The sequence below is a fragment of the Daejeonella rubra genome (assembly GCF_900103545.1).
In the GTDB taxonomy this organism is placed as follows: domain Bacteria; phylum Bacteroidota; class Bacteroidia; order Sphingobacteriales; family Sphingobacteriaceae; genus Daejeonella; species Daejeonella rubra.
Genome location: NZ_FNHH01000016.1, coordinates 53,721 through 72,913 on the forward strand (window position 1 = coordinate 53,721; position 19,193 = coordinate 72,913).

Sequence of the window (19,193 nt, forward strand, 5' to 3'; positions counted from 1 at the left end):
AATACCTGAATAGTTGAATACAAAAAAGGGGTATTATATCTTCCCAAAAGGGAAGCAATATTGATGGGCATTGCCGCTTGAATGAGCATTTAATTTAATATCACTGTAAGAGAGGAGTCCAAAAAGAACTCCTCTTAATAATGAAATAAATTATTTATTTGGTTGTGGAGTCATACGCAAATAAGGTTTGATCTCTGTAAAGCCTTTTGGAAATTTAGCGGGTATATCAGCTGTTTTAATTGCAGGAATTACTACCACATCCTCACCTTCTTTCCAGTCGGCAGGAGTAGCAACACTGTAATTTGAAGTTAACTGAAGCGAATCGATCACTCTTAATATTTCCTGGAAGTTTCTGCCTGTTGATGCAGGATAAGTGATCATTAATTTGATCTTTTTATCAGGGCCAATAATAAATAGAGAACGAACTGTAAATGTCTCTGAAGCATTAGGATGCATCATGCCATATAATTCTGCTACTTCCCTGTTCTCATCAGCTATGATCGGGAAATTAACTTCTACATGCTGGGTTTCATTGATATCATTGATCCATCCTTTGTGTGATTCTACTGAATCCACGCTTAGTGCGATCACTTTTACATTACGTTTATCAAATTCACTCTTTAATGAAGCTGTTTTTCCTAATTCTGTTGTACAAACAGGTGTATAATCTGCCGGATGCGAAAACAGAACTGCCCAGCTATCGCCTAAATAATCGTAAAAACTGATATCTCCCTGAGATGTCTTTGCTGTAAAATTCGGTGCAAGATCGCCTAGTTTCAAATTCATAATGGTATAATTTAAAATACGTTTAATATTCTACTAATTTACTGGATATTCTTGATTAGTTCAAAAAAAAAGCACTCTGATTTTGAATCAGAGTGCTTTTTTTACAATCATGTGGTTTGATTATTCCTTGTAGATTATTGCTTGAATTAAGCGAATAAAGATTAATTAAAAAGCTATAAACTACTGCTTTTTAAACTTTCTGGGCCTGTCATCAATCATTCCATTGAATTTATTTCTTTCTAAAACTTCATTCAATCCTTTTTCTTCAGTAACAGACATTCCTGAAATACTGCTTAAAGTATTTCCTTTGGTGCTGACTGCGAAGAATCCCTTTTCAGAATAAGCCAGTGCTGCAGCTAAAAGTGCCTCTTTCTCATCACCAAAATCTTTGGTAACATCATCAGCAAGTGATTTATCAACGACCATTCCATCATAATATCCACCAAAATTCTTTTGATTCCTGGTTTCAAACTGAGGTACATAAAGATCAAGTTTATCGATATTAATGGCAAAAAATCCAACTGGTTTACCATAGGTTTGACGACCAATCAGTTTAACCTCACTTGGCATTACTCCTTTAAGATTATTGATCAGTAATTCACTTGCAGAGGCTGTTCCACTAAGTACCAGGAAATAGATCTTTTTAAAATCTGCCGTACCTTCTTTTGCAAAATTCTCTACATTACCAGCATCAAATGTTGGTTTATAGTTAATATCCGCATAAGTTGCCCATTTGCCGTTGCCATATAATTGTGGTTGATCAGTTCGTAATTTGCCGTTAGCATCGAGCAAAGGTTGATTAGCTAATATTTTAGCGTTACCATCCTGCATGGTTTTTGTCCATAAAGTGGTATACATTACCTGACCATTCACAGATGCAGGAGCTATTAAATTGGTAAAAACATCCGATGTTGCTACCGAACCACCACCATTGTAACGAAGATCGACGATCAATTCAGAAGCACCATCCGTTTGAAATTTCCCAATGGCTGTTCTGAGTGCATCTCTTGAATTGGTTGTAAAACTATTATACACTATATAGGCAACTTTTTTACTGCCAACAGTGAATACTTTGGTTGCTAAAATTGGATTATTAGAATAGGTTGCCCTGGCAATTGTTAAACTTTGACTGCTTCCATCTGGTTTTTTAACTGTCATAGAAACTGTAGATCCACTTCCAAATACAGCAGTTGAAACAAAACTTACATTCGCATTCAGAGATGTACTCAAAGATGAACCTGATCTACCATTGAGTGTAGTGATCTGGTACCCTCTTTTAAGTCCCGCATTAGCAGCAGGAGAACCTGGAGATACATATTTAATGCGCAGATCCTCCGTTGGTGTAGAGGAATTTGCATCATCGTCATTATAAAATACCGAGAATCCAAAATCACCGCTAACACCACCCAATGAGGTTGATACCGATCCATCGTCCAAAAATGAATACTTCTCTCTGGGTATTGGATCAGTCTCTGTGGTCCAAAAGGGCTTGCCAGTTCCAGGCAGTGCTCTTATTGCATCCAATACAGCCTGGTTATTGGCATAGGTACGGGGTTTGAAAATATCATAAGATGGCATCAGGTCATTCCAGAAATAGGTCTCCTTGGAATAAAGAAAAATTGAATCTTTTGTTAATTCAGCTCTTGTAGGTAGTACAACAGGAGTAGTTGGAGTTGTAGGTGTACTGGATTTTGGATCTTTTTTACAGGCAGAAGCCATAATTAAAATACTGAAAGTAAAAACGATCAGTTTATTTAAAGACCTCGAAATGATTTTATTCAACATATATTTTTAGGATTATAACAGGTTCGTTTTAGTTTTTTTAATAAAAATCAAGCTTACAAATTACATAAATTCACTGATATTCAGATAATCCACACCTCCTGATGCTGCAAATTCTTTGTCAGTTTCTGTAGCGCCAATGATAAAAAGATCCTGCCTCAATAAATTATGTTCTTTCAATATATACGACAATACGTCGGGCTCCGGTTTTTGGTTTATCTCCCGGGCATAATAAACCTTTAAATAGTTTTCAAGTCCGTTCCACTCAGTTTGCATGATCTTATTGATCTGTATTTCAGGCTTACCATTAGTAACGATAAATATCTCCTTCCTGTCAACAACTATTTCCTGCAGTAGGGTTAGCATATTTGAAAACAATAATAGCTTAAGAGGTAACCTGGCAGTATGATAAAGCCTGTCAAAGTTATCTCTGTATTTCTCATTAATTCCAAAAGCTTCTTTCACTCTATCAAAAATGGCTTCATCTCCATGATGCAAATAAGCCTTTTTGAAAAATTCAGTCAAATCTGTTGCCTGAGGAAAACCTTCAGTAAATTCAATAAAATTGGAAAACAGATAATAAACCTGCAGGAGATAATCTCTTTCAGGATACAGAACATCATCCAATTCAAATACGAAAGCCTTCTTTCTGGAATCCAGATCTTTATATTTCAACATATCAGACAATAAATGAGCCAAAGATCAACTGACCATTTTTCAATTCCCATTGAAAAACACCATTTTCTTCATTATCAGGTAAAGTTCCATTCGCTGGAATATCCCCTGCTCGTACTTTTCCATTAATAAGTATAAACAGATTAGACGATTGAAAAAGCAAATCGTTTAATCTTGTTTCTATCCATGGGATGGATGGAATAACTAGCTTAATGTCATATTCTTCAAAAAGTTGCCGGGATGCTGATAATTCAACAATTTCATCACGCATCAGCGGGTAAATTTCTTTGATATTATGATCCAGGCAGATCTTTAGAACTTCATGTGTAAAACTTGGAGAATTAGCTGCGGATATCTTTAAAAATCGTTTTCCGGATATAGCAGGCATATCTGCATAAGCGGCAAAATATACATCTTCGGTATTTAGGATACGGGCGAGACGAAAAGCTGCAGAATCAGCAGCAGCAGTTATCATTACAGACATTTTCAATAATTAATTATCTGTCCATCCTTCATTAAAACCTTTCTATCTGCCAAATTGGCTAAATTTTCATTATGCGTTACGATCACAAAGGTTTGGTTAAGTGAATCACGAAGATCAACGAACAATCGATGCAGGTTTTCTGCATTATTTGAATCCAGATTACCGGAAGGTTCATCAGCAAGAATTATAGCAGGATCATTCACCATAGCTCTTGCTACTGCTACACGTTGCTGTTCACCGCCAGACAATTCATTGGGTTTGTGATTCGCACGATCAGACAGGCCCAGAAGTTCCAACAACTCAAATGCCTTATTTTCAGCATCTTTTTTACCCCTACCTGCAATAAAGGCAGGAATACAGATATTCTCAAGCGCAGTAAATTCAGGAAGCAAATGATGAAATTGAAAGATGAATCCAATTTGTTCATTTCTGAAAGCACTCAATTTCCTGGAGGATAGTGTGTTTACATCCACATTATTCAATCGAATTGTTCCAAAGTCAGGGCGGTCCAATGTACCAATGATATGAAGCAGGGTACTTTTTCCTGCACCTGAAGCCCCAATAATCGTAATTATCTCCCCTCTTTTAACGTCAAGATCAACCCCTTTCAGGATCTGTAAATTACCGTATGATTTCTGAATTCCTCTGGCCTGGAGCATGAATATAGACATTGTGAATATGCAAATGTGCGAATTGTTTATTAGAGTACGGTCTGACCATAAAAAAAACACCGATTTTTTGCATTTGCTATTTTCAGGTTTGCAATAAAAACGTAGTTTTACGACAAATAATAAGTAAATGAATATTCACGAATATCAGGGTAAAGCAATATTAAAAAGCTTCGGCGTCAGAGTTCAGGAAGGCATTGTTGCCGATACTGCTGAGCAAGCTGTTGAGGCAGCTAAAAAGCTAAAAGTAGATTATAATTCAGACTGGGTAGTAATCAAAGCTCAGATACATGCAGGCGGAAGAGGAAAAGGTGGTGGAGTGAAGCTGGCAAAAAATCTGGAAGAGGTTAAAGAAAAAGCAGGACAGATTATCGGAATGCAATTAATTACACCGCAAACCGGTCCTGAAGGTAAACTGGTAAGTAAAGTTTTGGTTGCACAGGATGTTTACTACCCGGGTGAGAGCGAGACAAAAGAATTTTATGTTAGTGTATTGCTTGACCGTTCAAGGGGACGCAACATCATTATGTACTCTACTGAGGGTGGAATGGACATTGAAGAAGTTGCAGAACATACTCCTCATTTAATATTCAAAGAAGAAATTGATCCAAAAGTTGGTCTGCAGGGATTTCAGGCACGCAAAATAGCGTTTAACCTGGGTTTAAGCGGCGATGCATTCAAAGATATGACCAAATTCATAGCCTCTTTATATAAGGCTTATGAAGCTACTGATTCATCGATGTTTGAGATCAACCCGGTCCTGAAAACATCTGATAACAAAATACTTGCAGTTGATGCTAAAGTAAACCTGGATGATAACGGACTTTTCCGCCATCCTGATTTTGCAGCAATGCGTGATACTTCAGAAGAAGATCCAACAGAAGTTGAAGCCAGTAAATCAAACCTGAACTATGTTAAACTTGACGGAAACGTTGGTTGTATGGTGAATGGTGCTGGGCTTGCTATGGCTACAATGGATATCATCAAACTTGCCGGTGGTGAGCCTGCAAATTTTCTTGACGTTGGTGGAACTGCAAACGCAGAAACAGTTAAGGCAGGATTCAATATCATCCTTTCAGATCCAAATGTAAAAGCGATCCTGATCAATATCTTTGGTGGTATTGTACGTTGCGACCGTGTTGCTCAGGGTGTAATTGATGCATACAAAGAAATAGGAAATATTCCGGTGCCAATCATTGTTCGTTTACAGGGCACAAACGCTGTAGAAGCTAAGAAGCTAATTGATGAATCAGGATTGAAAGTTTATTCTGCTATTTTGTTAAAAGAAGCTGCAGCACTGGTAACGAAAGTTCTGGAAGAAAAATAATTTCAGATTTTCGATCTGTGGAATTAAGCCGTTGATTATAAATCAGCGGCTTTCTTTTTTAGAACAGAGTTGTGGGTTCCAGGAGACCAGGAGGTTTCAGATCAGTACCAAGTTTTTCATTCAGCTTTTTAATGGTATAATCAGCCAGAATCGGGGTGTCCTTTTCATCATGCTGGTGAAGAAAGAAATAGATCTTATTTAAGCCCTGATCTTTCCAATTGGCTAGACGCTCTACCCAGGCATCAATACGACTGAAATCTGTGGGATGCAGGCCATTACCAACAAAACGAATAAATGCATCTGGTGTAGTTAACTCCATGTGCACACAATCCCTCCTGCCACTTGCATCGGTAATAACCGAGCCTTTTTTAAGCGAATGCATCATATCAAAGAGGTCTTTTCTAGCAGTAGTATCCTCATACCAATCTTTATGCCTCACTTCCACAAAAACGTCAAAATCACTGGGGAGTTTTTCGAGATAACTTTTAAGAGTCTCAAAGTTTTTTGGCCCGAAATTATCACTCAACTGAAGGAATGCCGGGCCAAGAGTATTTCCAAATTCTGATATACTTTCCAAATACTGAGAGGTTAGCTCCTCTGCATCATTCAATCTTTTAATATGGCTTATGCTTTGTGTGAACTTCGGAAAAAACTTAAAATCTGTACGGGATGCTTCTGCTTTTTTCCGCCAGGCATTTACCTGTTCTTTTTTCGGCATACCATAGAAAATAGCATTCAATTCAATACTGTTAAAATGCTTGACATATTCTGCTAAAAAATCAGCTTCTTTAGTTTTAGGAGGATAGATCATTCCAACCCACTCCTTTCTCCCCCATTTAGCACATCCAACATATAAATCCGGCCTTATGGGCTTCGTTGCTTCCTTAAGAACCTGTGTTGTAAGGCTTGTATCTGCAGGCAGAGTAAAATCCACCAACGGAAATTCATTTTCAGCTAAACGACCAAAATCCATATTCTGCGTATTAATTAACCACAATATAGTTATACGCAGATTAATCTAAAAAATTTAGTAAACAAAAAAGGGAATCTGAACAGATTCCCTTTGAAAATATGATGGAAATAGAACTATTTTACTGTATCGATAACAGCTTTAAATGCATCAGGGTGATTCATTGCAAGGTCAGCTAAAACCTTACGGTTCAATTGATTTCCATTTGCAGTCAATTTACCCATTAATGCAGAGTATGATAGTCCGTGCTGACGTGCACCAGCGTTAATACGCTGAATCCATAAAGCTCTGAATTCTCTTTTCTTATTTTTACGGTCACGGTATGCATATTGCAAACCTTTTTCGACTGTATTCTTAGCAACGGTAAAAACCTTGCTTCTCGATCCCCAATAGCCTTTGGCTAAATTTAAGACCTTTTTTCTTCTTCTTCTTGACGCTACTGCGTTAACCGAACGTGGCATGTTGTTTTGTGTTTTGGTAAGCGGTGTTCCATTTCAGAAACTTAATACCTGATACCTGGTTAAATTAATTTGTTGATTACTTGCCTATACAAAGCATACGTTTAACGTTGCCTGAATCTGCATCAGAAACTAAACTTGTCTGACCCAAGGCACGCTTACGTTTGTTACTCATCTTGGTTAAGATGTGACTTTTAAAAGCGTTCTTTCTTTTGATTTTACCTGTTCCAGTAAGCTTAAATCGCTTTTTTGCACTGGAACACGTTTTCATTTTTGGCATAACTCTATTTATTTATTTATCAATTATTCTATTTGTCTATTTGTCAATAACGAAATGCCACAGGGACAAATCGATAAATCCGATAGCTAACGGATGACGAATTATTTTTTACCTGCATGTTTAGGAGCCACGGTTAAAAACATCCGCTTACCCTCCAGTTTAGGTAATTGCTCTACTTTACCAACGTCTTCCAATGCCTGGGCAAACTTTAGTAAAAGGATCTCTCCCTGTTCTTTATAAACGATGGCGCGGCCTTTAAAATGAACATAGGCACGAACTTTCTCACCACCTTCAAGGAAACCAATTGCATGCTTCAGTTTGAACTGAAAATCATGATCATTAGTATTAGGTCCAAAACGGATTTCTTTAATTACCGTTTGTTTTGCATTGGACTTAATCTCCTTCATTTTTTTCTTCTGCTCGTAAATAAATTTGTTGTAATCAACAATCTTACATACTGGCGGAACTGCATTTGGAGAAATTTCGACAAGATCAAGATCCTGTTCAACAGCCATAGCTAAAGCTTCCCTGAATGGATAGATACCTGTTTCCACGTTATCACCAGTCAAGCGCACCTCAGGTGCCCTGATCAAATCATTGATCTTATGTTCTGCTTCTTTCTTTTTAAACGGAGGGCGTGGTCCTCTGTTAAAGCCTGGTCTTCCTAATGCCAAATTGTATTTCTATTTAAATTGTAATTTCTTTAACTAACTGATTACTAAACTCTTCAATCTTCATGCTTCCTACATCTCCCTGCCCATGTCTTCTAACAGAAACCATGCCTTCATTCATTTCCTTCTCACCAATGATGAGCATGTAGGGTATTTTCTTCACTTCTGCATCACGAATCTTGCGTCCGATCTTCTCATCTCGAGAGTCAATCAGGCCGCGAATATCGGAATTATTAAGCGATTCTAAAACTTTTTTTGCATAATCCTCATATTTTTCAGAGATAGGCAAAACGATAAATTGTTCTGGTGTCAGCCATAATGGGAATTCCCCGGCACAGTGTTCGATCAAAACTGCAACAAAACGCTCCAAAGAACCGAAGGGAGCTCTGTGTATCATCACTGGACGGTGTTTTTGATTATCACTTCCGGTATATTCAAGTTCAAACCTTTCAGGTAAATTATAATCTACCTGTATGGTTCCCAATTGCCATTTTCTACCCAGAGCATCCTTGACCATGAAATCAAGTTTCGGACCATAGAAAGCTGCTTCACCTAACTCAACAACTGTAGTAAGACCTTTTTCGTCTGCAGCTTCAATAATTGCTGATTCGGCAAGCTGCCAATTCTCATCACTGCCGATATATTTAGCTTTATTTTCGGGATCCCTTAGTGAGATCTGAGCGGTATAGTCATTGAATCCCAATGCTTTAAACACATATAAAACAAGGTCGATAACCTTTTTGAATTCTTCTTTAACCTGATCGGGACGACAGAATAAATGAGCATCATCCTGAGTAAACCCTCTCACACGGGTTAAGCCATGAAGCTCTCCGCTTTGCTCATAACGATAAACTGTACCAAATTCTGCATATCTCACAGGTAGATCCTTATAAGAACGAGGCTTTGTTTTATAAATTTCGCAATGATGAGGACAGTTCATTGGTTTTAAGAAGAACTCCTCTCCTTCCTGTGGTGTTTTTATGGGCTGAAATGAATCGGCACCATATTTTTCATAATGTCCGGAAGTAATATATAGGTTCTTATGCCCGATATGCGGCGTAATAACCTGCTCATATCCGGACTTAACCTGAGCTCTCTGAAGAAAATTAACAAGCTTTTCGCGAAGTGCAGTTCCTTTTGGCAACCATAATGGCAGGCCCATCCCTACTTTTTCAGAAAAAGCAAAAAGCTCTAATTCTTTACCCAACTTACGGTGGTCACGCTTCTTTGCTTCTTCAATCATATGAAGATACTCAGTCAGTTCACTTTGCTTTGGATAGGTAACTCCATAGATACGGGTTAACTGCTTCCTGCTTTCATCACCTCTCCAATAAGCTCCGGCAACATTCATAAGCTTTACCGCTTTAATGAAGCCTGTATTTGGAATATGTGGTCCGCGACAAAGGTCAGTGAAATTACCCTGAGTATAAAACGTGATTGAACCATCAGCCAGATCTTTGATCAGATCCAGTTTATACTCATCATCCTTTTCGGTAAAGTATTTAACAGCATCACTCTTTGATACACCTTTTCTGGAAAATTCAGATTTTGCTTTTGCCAGTTCAATGATCTTATCTTCAATCTCTTTAAAATCATCTGAAGAAAATTCCCGATCTCCGAAATCTACATCGTAATAAAAGCCAGTCTCAATAGCCGGACCAATCCCGAATTTTGTGCCGGGATACAATGCTTCCAAAGCCTCAGCCATCAAGTGAGCTGAAGAATGCCAGAATGTTGCTTTTCCTTCCTGATCATTCCAGGTTAAAAGCTTCACTGTGGAATCAGTTTCTATCCGTCTGGATGAATCCCAAACTTCGCCATTTACTACGGCAGCCAATACGTTTCGTGCTAAACCTTCAGAAATAGATAGAGCTATCTGATGAGCTGTGGTTCCCTGTTCATATTCACGAACAGAACCATCAGGAAGAGTAATCTTGATCATCTACAAAATGATTTAAAAGTTATATTAATGGTAAAAAAGCAATCACTTACAAAGTGATCTTCATTTCAAATACAAAAATACGATATTTTGGCAGATTTCTATTGCTTATCATGAAGATTCCCATAGAATTGTAAATTTATAAGTATAAAAGTACTTAAATACTTTTATTGTTCTACATTTGACCTATAAATTAATTACACCCTATGGAAACCCTTGAAAACAACTTTATCAATGTTACCCTGATTGAGCCTAAATTAAAACATCCAACCATATTCAGAGTATTTGATGATCTGAAAGGCGGTGAAAGCCTGACAATACACAATGACCATGATCCGAAACCAGTCTATTACCAATTACTTGGTGAACGGGGGGATGTGTTTACTTGGGAATACCTGAAAGAGGGACCTGAATGGTGGGATGTAAAGATCACCAAACGTGAAAATGGTCAGGAAACCATTGGAGAAATTGCTGTCAAGGATCTGCGTAAAGTTGAGGTTTTTAAGAAATACGGAATTGATTTTTGCTGCGGAGGCAAGAAAACGATCGCTGAAGTATGTGCAGAAAAGAATATAGATGCCACAAAAGTGCAGACAGATCTAAGACTGATTGAAACTGAAAATAGGGTCAGCAAGATATCCTATAATGACTGGAATATAGATTTTCTGGCTGATTACATTGTAAATACCCATCACAGTTATGTAAGGAAATATCTTCCTGAACTGATGAATTATGCTGCAAAAGTTGCACAGGTTCATGGTGCACAACATCCTGAACTTTTACCAATACAACAGCTTGTTGAAGAGATCAATAAGGAACTTACTGAACATCTTGAGCAGGAAGAAAATGTACTTTTTACTTATGTTAAAAAAATAGCTGAAGCCAGAAAAAGCAATATGCCTCTAGTTAAACAAGCAAAAGATCTTTCAGTATTAATAGACGAACTGGAAAAAGACCACGACCTGGTGGGAAGAGCTCTTGATAAGATCCGTGATCTGAGTAAGGATTATGAAATACCTGGAGATGCTTGTGCCAGCTACAAATTATTATACAAAATGATCCAGGAATTTGAAGATGATCTGCACCTGCATATACATTTGGAAAATAATATTCTCTTTCCAAAAGCAATTGAGATGGAAAAGGTTTAATTAGACACGAGATGCAGATCAATTCACAAACTAAAATCGCGGACTTAATAAAGTTCCACAAGGATGCACTGGAGGCTATTATTACCTTAAGTCCCGATTTTAAAAAATTACGTAATCCTATCCTTAGGAAACTAATGGCAGGCAGAACAAGCATTTCCATGGCATCAAAAATTGGCGGATGTAAACCGGAGGATTTCTTTGAAATATTGAAACCATTAGGCTTTGTTTCAGACAATTCAGTTCAGCAAGAGGAAGTTGTTCTCAGAAAATCTCTGAAAGATTTTGTGAGGGATATTGAATCTGCACATATCATTACTTTGGATGTCAGAGAAATGCTTGCGGAAGGGAATGACCCTTTAAAACTAATTCAGAAACATATCAAGGAGCTGGAGGAAGGCCAGATCTTGAAGATAGTCAATACATTTGAACCTACTCCCCTAATCAGATTACTGGAAAAGCAAGGTTTTGAATCCTACGTCGATTTGGTCGAAAAGAATCTGATCGAGACCTATTTATACAAGAACAAACCGGCTGAAAGCTTGCAGCAGGACACCCCTGCAGGAGTAAATAATGACTGGAATCTTCTTTTAAAGCAATTTGAAAATAGGTTGATTGAGATTGATGTTCGTCATCTGGAAATGCCCGGACCAATGATGACCATTTTGGATGAGCTTGAAAAACTGGATCCTGACAAGGCATTATATGTTCATCATAAACGAATTCCGGTTTTTTTACTGAGCGAATTGAAGGACAGAAACTTTGAATACCGGATAAATGAGATCAGTGAATCCGAGGTATTTTTACTGATATTTAAAAAATAAAATGTTCACCAACGATTCAAGTTCAGGATTGCAGCAAACCACATCCTACAAAGTTGTGCTTCCATTCTATATTTTCGCGGCATTATCCTTTATAATATCCTGTACTCTGCTCCTGCTCAATACAGATATTATTCACCAGCATTATTTTCATCCGCAAACTTTAGCTATTACCCACCTTATGGCTTTAGGTTGGGGTACAATGATCATTCTGGGAGCAAGTCATCAGCTACTTCCTGTTCTGATCGAAGGCAAGCTGGATAGTTATTTACTCGCTTTATTATCATTTGTTTTCGCCGCAACGGGCATACCGCTTCTGGTAACAGGATTCTATCTGTTCAATACTGGCCTGATCCTTCAAACAGGTGCTGTATTAATTAATGCCTCTGTGATCTGCTATTTTCTGAATGTCATTGCCAGTATTTCAGAAAGTAAAAAACACAATGTACATGCCTTTTTTATCGCAGCAGCTTCACTTTGGTTATTCGCGACAACCTTTTTCGGACTCTTACTGGTATTTAATTTCAGCCGTTCCTGGCTGCCCGAAAATTCTATTGAATACTTGTCAGTGCATGCCCATATGGGTTTGGTTGGATGGTTTTTACTATTGATCATAGGAGTTGGTTCACGACTGATACCCATGTTTTTAATCTCAAAATATTCAAACCCGAAAATTTTATGGTGGATATTTGCCCTGATCAATATCGCATTGTTTGGTTTTATAATTTTAAAAACCTCTAATGCCTTTGAAAAATTATATTATTCTCCATTTTTACTGGTACTCTTTGCTTTAGCCTTGTTTGCCAATTACTGCTACAGAGCATATAAGGAGCGGATCAGGAAACACGTTGATGAGCAAATGAAGATCTCGTTATTGTCTGTAGCAATGTTAATTCTTCCCCTATTAAGTTTGATGGCGGTCATCTATTTTATAAGAGAAAATTCTGGATCAAAACTGGTTTTATTATATGGTTATTGCATTTTCTTTGGCTGGATAACTGCCATAATTATGGGTATGACCTTTAAAACATTGCCTTTCATTGTTTGGACTAAGGTTTATCATTCAAGGGTATTAGGAAAAACCCCTGCACCGAAAGAACTGTTCAGTGAAAATCTATTCAAAATCATGGCACTGTTTTATCTTACAGGCTTTATTTTGTTCCTTGCAGGCATATTACTTTTAAATGATCTGCTTTTAAAAAGTGGTGCGGCATTATTACTGGCATCGGCAATAGTTTACGTAATTAATGTAGCAAAAACGGTGTTTCATCAAGCTAAAGTATAATGGCAGTATTAAGTAACAATGATCTTTTCTGCAGTGCAGCTTTGGCCGGACTTTATGATGTATTTGATCCCGAGATCGGATTGAATGTGGTTGATCTCGGACTGATCTACCGGATTGATTTTAATGAAGAAACTAAAAAAATAATAGTTACTATGACCCTGACCACACAGTTTTGTCCGATGGGAGAAAGTATTACAGCAGATGTACAACAATCAGTCAGCGATGCTTTTAAAGACTATCAGGTCAGCATTGATCTTGTATTTAACCCTGCCTGGAGTCCGGAGCAAATATCTCCTGAGGGGCAGGAATTTTTAGACCGCTAAACTATGCTTAGTTATACCTGTAAAACAGCAATCAAGGCCGTTATCTATCTGGCATCTAAGGGTGAAGAGAATGATAAAGCCGGCATGAAAGAAATTGCAATTCACATACAAGCAAGTGAACATACTGTGGGAAAGATCCTGCAGACCCTGGTACGACAGGGCCTTATAAATAGTAGCAAAGGGCCATCTGGTGGCTTTTTCATAAATGAATTGCAACGTGATCAGCCAATAAGCAAAATCGTGGAATCCATTGAAGGGGACCAGGTGTTTAGAAGCTGCGGCCTTGGTTTAAGTAAATGCTCCGCTGAGCACCCCTGCCCTATCCATGATGAATATAAAATAGCCCGTGACCTGATTGAAAAATTATTCAGAGAGAAAAAAGTGAATGATCTTTGTGATCCGGTAAGCAATGGCCTTGCATTCCTGATCGGCTGATACCGGATTTACTTCAAATAAAACTAGATTTAAACATTTCCCCAGCCATTGGTCAAAACATCAGCAATGTGCATTGTTCTGATCTTTATGTTATGCTGATCAATGTAGGCTTGCAGATTTATAAGACATGAGGAATCTGTTGAGATTATATAATCAGCACCCATTTCAAGGGCATTATTTATCTTTTGTTCTGCCATAGCACTGGAAATACCATCAAATTTAACGGCAAATGTTCCACCAAATCCGCAGCATACATCAGTATCCTTCATTTCTACAAGCTCAAGTCCATGAACTTTGCTTAATAATTGCCTTGGTTCAGCCTTAATATTGCATTCTCTTAGACCGGAACAAGAATCATGATATACAGCCCTACCTTCAAGCTCAGCACCGAAATAATCCTTTTTAATTATATTAACAAGGAAATCACTTAGCTCATGAATATTACTCTGAATGGCTCTGCATTTATTATGCACTACTGTATTGGTAAACAGATCATTAAAGGAGTTCTTTACCATTCCTGTACAGGATGCAGATGGTGATACGATATAATTAGTTTCGGAAAAATCATTCAGAAATTTACCACCTACTACTTTTGCTTCTTCCCAGAAACCTGCATTGTATGCTGGCTGGCCACAACAGGTCTGTTCTGCATTGTATACCACCTTACATCCAGCCTTTTCAAGGATTTTAATTGTATTAAAAGCTGTTTGAGGATAAAGCTGGTCAATAAAGCAGGGAATAAATAATTCAACGGTCATAGAGGGTTTCTTAAACAGCGCTAAATTCAGAAAAAAAAACTACTCCACAGGCAATGAAGCAGAAGATTCTGATTTTAAAAACAAGAGTGACAATAAAATCAATAAACCAATGATAAAAAAGCCAGCAAGACTTATGGCTGAATTCCGCATGCTGCCTGTAAACTCCTCAATATATGCAAAGCTGAATAATCCGATTACGATAGCTATTTTCTCAGTAACATCATAAAAACTAAAGAAAGAAGCAGTATCGGGAGTGTTTTCAGGCAAAAATTTGGAATAAGTAGATCTTGAGATAGATTGTATACCTCCCATTACGAGTCCCACAACAGCAGCAATTACATAGAACTGAACCTCATTTTGTATATAATAGGCTGCTGCACAAACACCTATCCATACCAATAAAACAGCAATTATAACTTGAATGTTTCCATATTTCTTCGCGAAGTATGACATGATCAGAGCCCCTAAAATAGCTACCAGCTGTATAATTAGTATAATCACTATTAACTTAGAAGTACCTAATTTCAGAACCTTTTCACCAAAGCCTGCAGCTACAAGCATAATTGTTTGAACACCCATAGAATAAAAAAAGAATCCCAGAAGAAACCTTTTCAGGATCACCATTTTCTTTAACTGATGCCAGACCTTCACAAGTTCCTGAAAACCACTTTTAACATCAACTTTAGATAGTTTATCATAATTTGGGCTTCCTGCAGGCAATTTCCTGAAAGGAATCTGTGAAAATGATATCCACCAGATACCAACTAATAAAAATGATAAACGTGCTGGCAATGAAGGATCTGTGATTCCAAATAATTCAGGTTTTAATACAAAAACAAAGCAAATGATCTGCAATAAAACACTTCCAACATAGCCATAAGCAAATCCTTTGGCACTAACCCTATCCTGTTGATCAATTGTAGCTATTTCGGGGAGATAAGAATTATTGAACATCACACCACCAATATAACCCATAGCAGCAAGGGTAAAACAAATAATGCCTAATTCCAGCGTCTCGAGCTTAAAAAAGAATAATCCTGCACAGGCAAAACTGCCGATATAGGTAAAAGCTTTCATAAACACCTTTTTATTCCCCCTGAAATCTGCAATAGAGGATAATACAGGAAGCAGCAATGCCATAATCAAATATGCAACTGAAAGAGCATAATTGGAAAGGGCAGTATTCGTAAATATTCTTCCAAAAAAAGTCACCTTATCACCGTTTTGCTGCGTAGTGGTAATTATGGTATAATATGCAGGGAAAATTGTAGAAGTAATAACAAGGTTATAAGCAGAGTTCGACCAGTCAAACATGGCCCATGCCTTAATAGTAGCTTTATTATTGCGCATTTATCAGATCAAGACATTTTTAATCAAATGCAACCCTAACAGGTTAATAATTTGAATAGGTCAGGAAGTCAAAATAAAGAAAAATAATCAATCTTAAAGAAAATTAAAGTGCTATAAATTCAAAGAACTATTAATTAATAGATTTTAAACTGGAAGCTCCGGATTCATCATTTGTAATTTTAACAGGTTTACCACGATATTCCACTTTACTTGCACCTCTTGAACTTATGTCCAGTTCATTTAATACATTGATACGTGAATGACTAGCTCCAGAGGTATTTATCCTGTATTTCCCGACTATCAGATCCAATGCTTCGATCTCACTTGAACCAGAAAGGTCCAGTTCATGAGATCCAGCCTGACCTTTTAGAATAATCTCGGAAGAACCACTTGATGACGTCATTAGATTTGCGGCGTTCAAATCTAATATCACTTTACTTGAACCCTGCAAATCGATTGCAAAATCCTGAACATTTAACTTCCCATCACTTATAATTTCTACTGCACCAGAAGCATCAATTCCATCGAAAGTCCTGGAACCAAGGTAAATTGTTATTGGACCAGAATCACAAAAACTACCATCCATATCTATCAATAAGGTATTTCCCTTAACCTTTGTTTGTATTTCCTTTTGGATATTATCATCCGCAACTATCCTCAAAGAACTAAGTGAATCCTGTCTAAGCACTACTTTCATCGACCCACTGGTTTCGATTTTTGTAAAAGGATCTATATTTCTGTTCTCTGTAACCTGATTACCAGATCCACTTATACAATTCATTTCACCGCAGGAGCTAAGAAGCAGGATACCTATGAAAGGAACTGAAAATATAAAAAAGAGCTTTTTCATGATGTTTTTTATTTTAGGACAACGAGGCATAATGTTATGTTACATTAATGTAACAATAAAATGTATTCGATTCAATTGAAATTTCGTTTCGGGATATATTTGTAACTGAAATAAGCTATAAACATATAAAACTATGATAACCCTAAAATCAAATTTCCTTACAGGACTTTTAAGGTATTGAATTCGGAAAACAACTATGAATTATAAATAGTAATATTCTCCATTAACCTTGACAGTTCCTGCATCCAGAAGCATTCGGATGACATTTAATTTTTCATTGTCATTTCCTATATGCAAACATTCAATTAGTTCAGTCAGATGCAATGGTTTTTTACTTAGTTCATCAAGTATTGATTTAACCATTTCATCCGTACTTCCGGCCTTCTTTACAGCCTTTTTATTTTCAAGACATACATCACAAACTCCGCAAACTGGTGCATGAGTTTCATTGAAATAATTTAACAGTTGCTGGCTTCTGCACTTATTATTAACCGCATAGCTAATAATCGCTTCAATCTGCGATTTATGAACCTGGTAACGATCTGCATGATATCTTCTATCAATTAAAAGGTGTGAAGTATCAACCCGTGGTTTAATAAAAAGTAAATGAGGCTTATCTGTTTGCTCAATATAATTAATGATCTGCAGCGTCTGAAGCTTTTCCAGAATTTTGACAATTTCCGAACGGCTTATTCCCAGTCTTTTCCCAAGGTCGCTTTCTTTAACCGCTGACAGTTGGTCAAAAATACCGCCATATGATCTTAAAAGCACCTTAATAAACTGATCATAAGCAGGTTGCTCAACCTGAAATCGGTAAAGATCTGCAGATCCGGATAATACTTGAACTCTTGATGGCAGAAAAACAGTTTCAGTCAGAGCTATGTATTCATCATGCTCAAGAAATTTAATGGCATGCAATGTTCTGAATGGATCAAGTTTAAAACGGCTGCAAAAATCGGCGAGGTCAAATTCCAGAGATAATCCTTCCCCTGCACCATATGCGAGCTGATAATAATTGCCTAAATGATGATAGATCTGTTTGATCTCTTCAATTGAAGGATATTGCTGCTCTAACCTGTTTTTAAGCTGAAGTACATCTGAATTATTATAAAAAAGGACTACATAGGCCTTTTTTTCATCTCTGCCTGCCCTTCCAGCTTCCTGATAATAGGCCTCAAGACTTTCAGGGAGATCAAGGTGAACAACAAACCGTACATCAGCTTTGTCGATACCCATCCCAAAAGCGTTCGTTGCCACTATTACCTTCACCTCAGAATTTTTCCAGGCAGACTGCTTTTTCATTCTAAGTGGCGTATCCAGACCTGCATGATAAAAATCAGCAGAAATACCCTGCATGGTAAGCTGTCTTGCCACTTCCTGAGTTTGCCTTCTGTTCCTGACGTAGACAATGCCGGTTCCTTTTACATTTTTGGCAATAGAAAAGAGTTTTCTGAGTTTATTTTCCTCATTATAAACCAGATAACTAAGGTTTTTCCGTTCAAAGGATTTCCTGAAAACCTGCGGATCTCTAAAATTTAATTTTGTTTGGATATCTGCTGCTACCCTTTCAGTAGCTGTTGCAGTGAGAGCCAATATGGGAACATTAGGATGTATCTCTCTAAGTTCTGCCAGATGTAAATAGGGTGGTCTGAAATCATAGCCCCATTGCGAGATACAGTGTGCCTCATCAATAGCGATCAAATTAACCTTCATGTGCCTGATCCTTACCCTGACAAGATCAGATAAAAGCCTCTCAGGGGATAGGTAAAGGAATTTAATATCCCCATAGATACAATTATCAAGGGCAATATCCACCTCCCGTTTTCCCATTCCGGAAATGATAGCTATCGCTTTAATTCCCTTTTCTTTAAGATTTTCAACCTGATCTTTCATCAAAGCGATCAGGGGCGAAACCACAATACATATTCCGGGTTTTAACAGAGCCGGAACCTGAAAACAAAGTGATTTGCCTCCACCAGTTGGCATCAGTGCAAGGGTATCCTTTCCATCTAAAACTGACTGTATGATATCCTCCTGAAGCGGACGAAATCTATTAAACCCCCAATATCTTGAAAGAATATTGTGAATCGTCATAATAACAATGTCTGTTCAGGGTAAGAAATAAAAATCATCGATCAGGAGAAGAAATTTGATAATACCAAAACTATGAATATTTGCTAAATTGC

The 19,193-nt window shown here is 37.4% G+C and carries 20 protein-coding genes; 6 read left to right on the top strand and 14 right to left on the bottom strand.

Going from position 1 to position 19,193, the window contains the following annotated elements:
- Positions 1–150: 150 nt before the first annotated feature.
- From BLR27_RS11785 to BLR27_RS11805, 5 genes are all read right to left on the bottom strand, one after another.
- Entirely contained in the window at positions 151–786 is a 636-nt protein-coding gene (locus BLR27_RS11785) for a peroxiredoxin (protein WP_090705125.1), read from the bottom strand.
- Between the two features lie 180 nt (positions 787–966).
- Positions 967–2,571, bottom strand: a complete 1,605-nt coding sequence (locus tag BLR27_RS11790; RefSeq protein WP_143007739.1) for a S41 family peptidase — start codon at positions 2,569–2,571, stop codon at positions 967–969.
- A 60-nt stretch (positions 2,572–2,631) separates the two neighbouring features.
- Complete coding sequence (locus BLR27_RS11795) at positions 2,632–3,246, bottom strand: HAD hydrolase-like protein (protein ID WP_090705126.1); 615 nt, start codon at positions 3,244–3,246, stop codon at positions 2,632–2,634.
- 1 nt (position 3,247) lies between these two features.
- On the bottom strand, positions 3,248–3,727 hold the full coding sequence (locus BLR27_RS11800; protein WP_090705128.1) for an ATP-grasp domain-containing protein: 480 nt from the start codon (positions 3,725–3,727) through the stop codon (positions 3,248–3,250).
- Positions 3,728–3,729: 2 nt separating this feature from the next.
- Complete coding sequence (locus BLR27_RS11805) at positions 3,730–4,386, bottom strand: ABC transporter ATP-binding protein (RefSeq protein ID WP_090705129.1); 657 nt, start codon at positions 4,384–4,386, stop codon at positions 3,730–3,732.
- Positions 4,387–4,525: 139 nt separating this feature from the next.
- On the opposite strand from BLR27_RS11805, the gene sucC reads away from it, so the two are divergent.
- Positions 4,526–5,722, top strand: coding sequence for an ADP-forming succinate--CoA ligase subunit beta (gene sucC, locus BLR27_RS11810; RefSeq protein ID WP_090705131.1), 1,197 nt, complete (start codon positions 4,526–4,528; stop codon positions 5,720–5,722).
- A 58-nt stretch (positions 5,723–5,780) separates the two neighbouring features.
- Here the strand turns inward: sucC and BLR27_RS11815 are convergent, their stop codons facing one another.
- From BLR27_RS11815 to thrS, 5 genes are all read right to left on the bottom strand, one after another.
- Positions 5,781–6,695, bottom strand: a complete 915-nt coding sequence (locus BLR27_RS11815) for a DUF72 domain-containing protein (protein WP_090705133.1) — start codon at positions 6,693–6,695, stop codon at positions 5,781–5,783.
- A gap of 113 nt (positions 6,696–6,808) precedes the next feature.
- On the bottom strand, positions 6,809–7,153 hold the full coding sequence (gene rplT, locus BLR27_RS11820) for a 50S ribosomal protein L20 (RefSeq protein WP_090705134.1): 345 nt from the start codon (positions 7,151–7,153) through the stop codon (positions 6,809–6,811).
- Positions 7,154–7,229: 76 nt separating this feature from the next.
- On the bottom strand, positions 7,230–7,430 hold the full coding sequence (rpmI, locus tag BLR27_RS11825) for a 50S ribosomal protein L35 (RefSeq protein WP_090705136.1): 201 nt from the start codon (positions 7,428–7,430) through the stop codon (positions 7,230–7,232).
- A 101-nt stretch (positions 7,431–7,531) separates the two neighbouring features.
- On the bottom strand, positions 7,532–8,104 hold the full coding sequence (infC, locus tag BLR27_RS11830) for a translation initiation factor IF-3 (protein ID WP_090705137.1): 573 nt from the start codon (positions 8,102–8,104) through the stop codon (positions 7,532–7,534).
- A 13-nt stretch (positions 8,105–8,117) separates the two neighbouring features.
- Positions 8,118–10,043 carry a threonine--tRNA ligase gene (gene thrS / locus BLR27_RS11835; protein ID WP_090705139.1) on the bottom strand — a complete coding sequence of 642 codons (1,926 nt, stop codon included), beginning with the start codon at positions 10,041–10,043 and terminating at the stop codon, positions 8,118–8,120.
- Positions 10,044–10,246: 203 nt separating this feature from the next.
- Between thrS and ric the strand changes: the two genes are divergently transcribed.
- The 5 genes from ric to BLR27_RS11860 are packed head-to-tail and all read left to right on the top strand — an operon-like array spanning position 10,247 to position 14,049.
- Positions 10,247–11,188 (top strand): iron-sulfur cluster repair di-iron protein, encoded by a 942-nt coding sequence (ric, locus tag BLR27_RS11840; RefSeq protein ID WP_090705140.1) that lies wholly within the window; start codon positions 10,247–10,249, stop codon positions 11,186–11,188.
- An 11-nt stretch (positions 11,189–11,199) separates the two neighbouring features.
- Positions 11,200–12,009 (top strand): DUF2249 domain-containing protein, encoded by an 810-nt coding sequence (locus BLR27_RS11845; RefSeq protein WP_090705142.1) that lies wholly within the window; start codon positions 11,200–11,202, stop codon positions 12,007–12,009.
- Position 12,010: 1 nt separating this feature from the next.
- Positions 12,011–13,291: a cytochrome C oxidase subunit I gene (locus BLR27_RS11850; RefSeq protein WP_090705144.1), complete on the top strand. Its 1,281-nt coding sequence runs from the start codon at positions 12,011–12,013 to the stop codon at positions 13,289–13,291.
- Positions 13,291–13,614: a metal-sulfur cluster assembly factor gene (locus tag BLR27_RS11855; RefSeq protein WP_090705146.1), complete on the top strand. Its 324-nt coding sequence runs from the start codon at positions 13,291–13,293 to the stop codon at positions 13,612–13,614. The genes BLR27_RS11850 and BLR27_RS11855 overlap by 1 nt, the downstream gene beginning before the upstream one ends.
- Before the next feature lie 3 nt (positions 13,615–13,617).
- Entirely contained in the window at positions 13,618–14,049 is a 432-nt protein-coding gene (locus tag BLR27_RS11860) for an RrF2 family transcriptional regulator (RefSeq protein ID WP_090705148.1), read from the top strand.
- Positions 14,050–14,078: 29 nt separating this feature from the next.
- Here BLR27_RS11860 and BLR27_RS11865 read toward each other — a convergent pair whose 3' ends face one another.
- The 4 genes from BLR27_RS11865 to BLR27_RS11880 form a co-directional block, all read right to left on the bottom strand.
- A complete protein-coding gene (locus BLR27_RS11865; protein ID WP_090705149.1) occupies positions 14,079–14,807 on the bottom strand; it encodes a (Fe-S)-binding protein in 729 nt (242 codons plus the stop codon).
- A gap of 39 nt (positions 14,808–14,846) precedes the next feature.
- Positions 14,847–16,157 (bottom strand): MFS transporter, encoded by a 1,311-nt coding sequence (locus BLR27_RS11870; protein WP_090705151.1) that lies wholly within the window; start codon positions 16,155–16,157, stop codon positions 14,847–14,849.
- A gap of 130 nt (positions 16,158–16,287) precedes the next feature.
- Positions 16,288–17,007 carry a head GIN domain-containing protein gene (locus BLR27_RS11875; protein WP_176767686.1) on the bottom strand — a complete coding sequence of 240 codons (720 nt, stop codon included), beginning with the start codon at positions 17,005–17,007 and terminating at the stop codon, positions 16,288–16,290.
- 201 nt (positions 17,008–17,208) lie between these two features.
- The gene (locus BLR27_RS11880; protein ID WP_090705154.1) at positions 17,209–19,101 is read right to left on the bottom strand and encodes a RecQ family ATP-dependent DNA helicase; all 1,893 of its coding nucleotides are present in this window, start codon (positions 19,099–19,101) and stop codon (positions 17,209–17,211) included.
- Positions 19,102–19,193 lie beyond the last annotated feature (92 nt).

Coding starts and splice junctions, on each gene's coding strand:
- BLR27_RS11785 (WP_090705125.1), bottom strand. CDS start 786: ATGAATTTGAAACTAGGCGATCTTGCACCGAATTTTACAGCAAAGACA.
- BLR27_RS11790 (WP_143007739.1), bottom strand. CDS start 2,571: ATGTTGAATAAAATCATTTCGAGGTCTTTAAATAAACTGATCGTTTTT.
- BLR27_RS11795 (WP_090705126.1), bottom strand. CDS start 3,246: ATGTTGAAATATAAAGATCTGGATTCCAGAAAGAAGGCTTTCGTATTT.
- BLR27_RS11800 (WP_090705128.1), bottom strand. CDS start 3,727: ATGTCTGTAATGATAACTGCTGCTGCTGATTCTGCAGCTTTTCGTCTC.
- BLR27_RS11805 (WP_090705129.1), bottom strand. CDS start 4,386: ATGCTCCAGGCCAGAGGAATTCAGAAATCATACGGTAATTTACAGATC.
- sucC (WP_090705131.1), top strand. CDS start 4,526: ATGAATATTCACGAATATCAGGGTAAAGCAATATTAAAAAGCTTCGGC.
- BLR27_RS11815 (WP_090705133.1), bottom strand. CDS start 6,695: ATGGATTTTGGTCGTTTAGCTGAAAATGAATTTCCGTTGGTGGATTTT.
- rplT (WP_090705134.1), bottom strand. CDS start 7,153: ATGCCACGTTCGGTTAACGCAGTAGCGTCAAGAAGAAGAAGAAAAAAG.
- rpmI (WP_090705136.1), bottom strand. CDS start 7,430: ATGCCAAAAATGAAAACGTGTTCCAGTGCAAAAAAGCGATTTAAGCTT.
- thrS (WP_090705139.1), bottom strand. CDS start 10,043: ATGATCAAGATTACTCTTCCTGATGGTTCTGTTCGTGAATATGAACAG.
- ric (WP_090705140.1), top strand. CDS start 10,247: ATGGAAACCCTTGAAAACAACTTTATCAATGTTACCCTGATTGAGCCT.
- BLR27_RS11845 (WP_090705142.1), top strand. CDS start 11,200: ATGCAGATCAATTCACAAACTAAAATCGCGGACTTAATAAAGTTCCAC.
- BLR27_RS11850 (WP_090705144.1), top strand. CDS start 12,011: ATGTTCACCAACGATTCAAGTTCAGGATTGCAGCAAACCACATCCTAC.
- BLR27_RS11855 (WP_090705146.1), top strand. CDS start 13,291: ATGGCAGTATTAAGTAACAATGATCTTTTCTGCAGTGCAGCTTTGGCC.
- BLR27_RS11860 (WP_090705148.1), top strand. CDS start 13,618: ATGCTTAGTTATACCTGTAAAACAGCAATCAAGGCCGTTATCTATCTG.
- BLR27_RS11865 (WP_090705149.1), bottom strand. CDS start 14,807: ATGACCGTTGAATTATTTATTCCCTGCTTTATTGACCAGCTTTATCCT.
- BLR27_RS11870 (WP_090705151.1), bottom strand. CDS start 16,157: ATGCGCAATAATAAAGCTACTATTAAGGCATGGGCCATGTTTGACTGG.
- BLR27_RS11875 (WP_176767686.1), bottom strand. CDS start 17,007: ATGAAAAAGCTCTTTTTTATATTTTCAGTTCCTTTCATAGGTATCCTG.
- BLR27_RS11880 (WP_090705154.1), bottom strand. CDS start 19,101: ATGACGATTCACAATATTCTTTCAAGATATTGGGGGTTTAATAGATTT.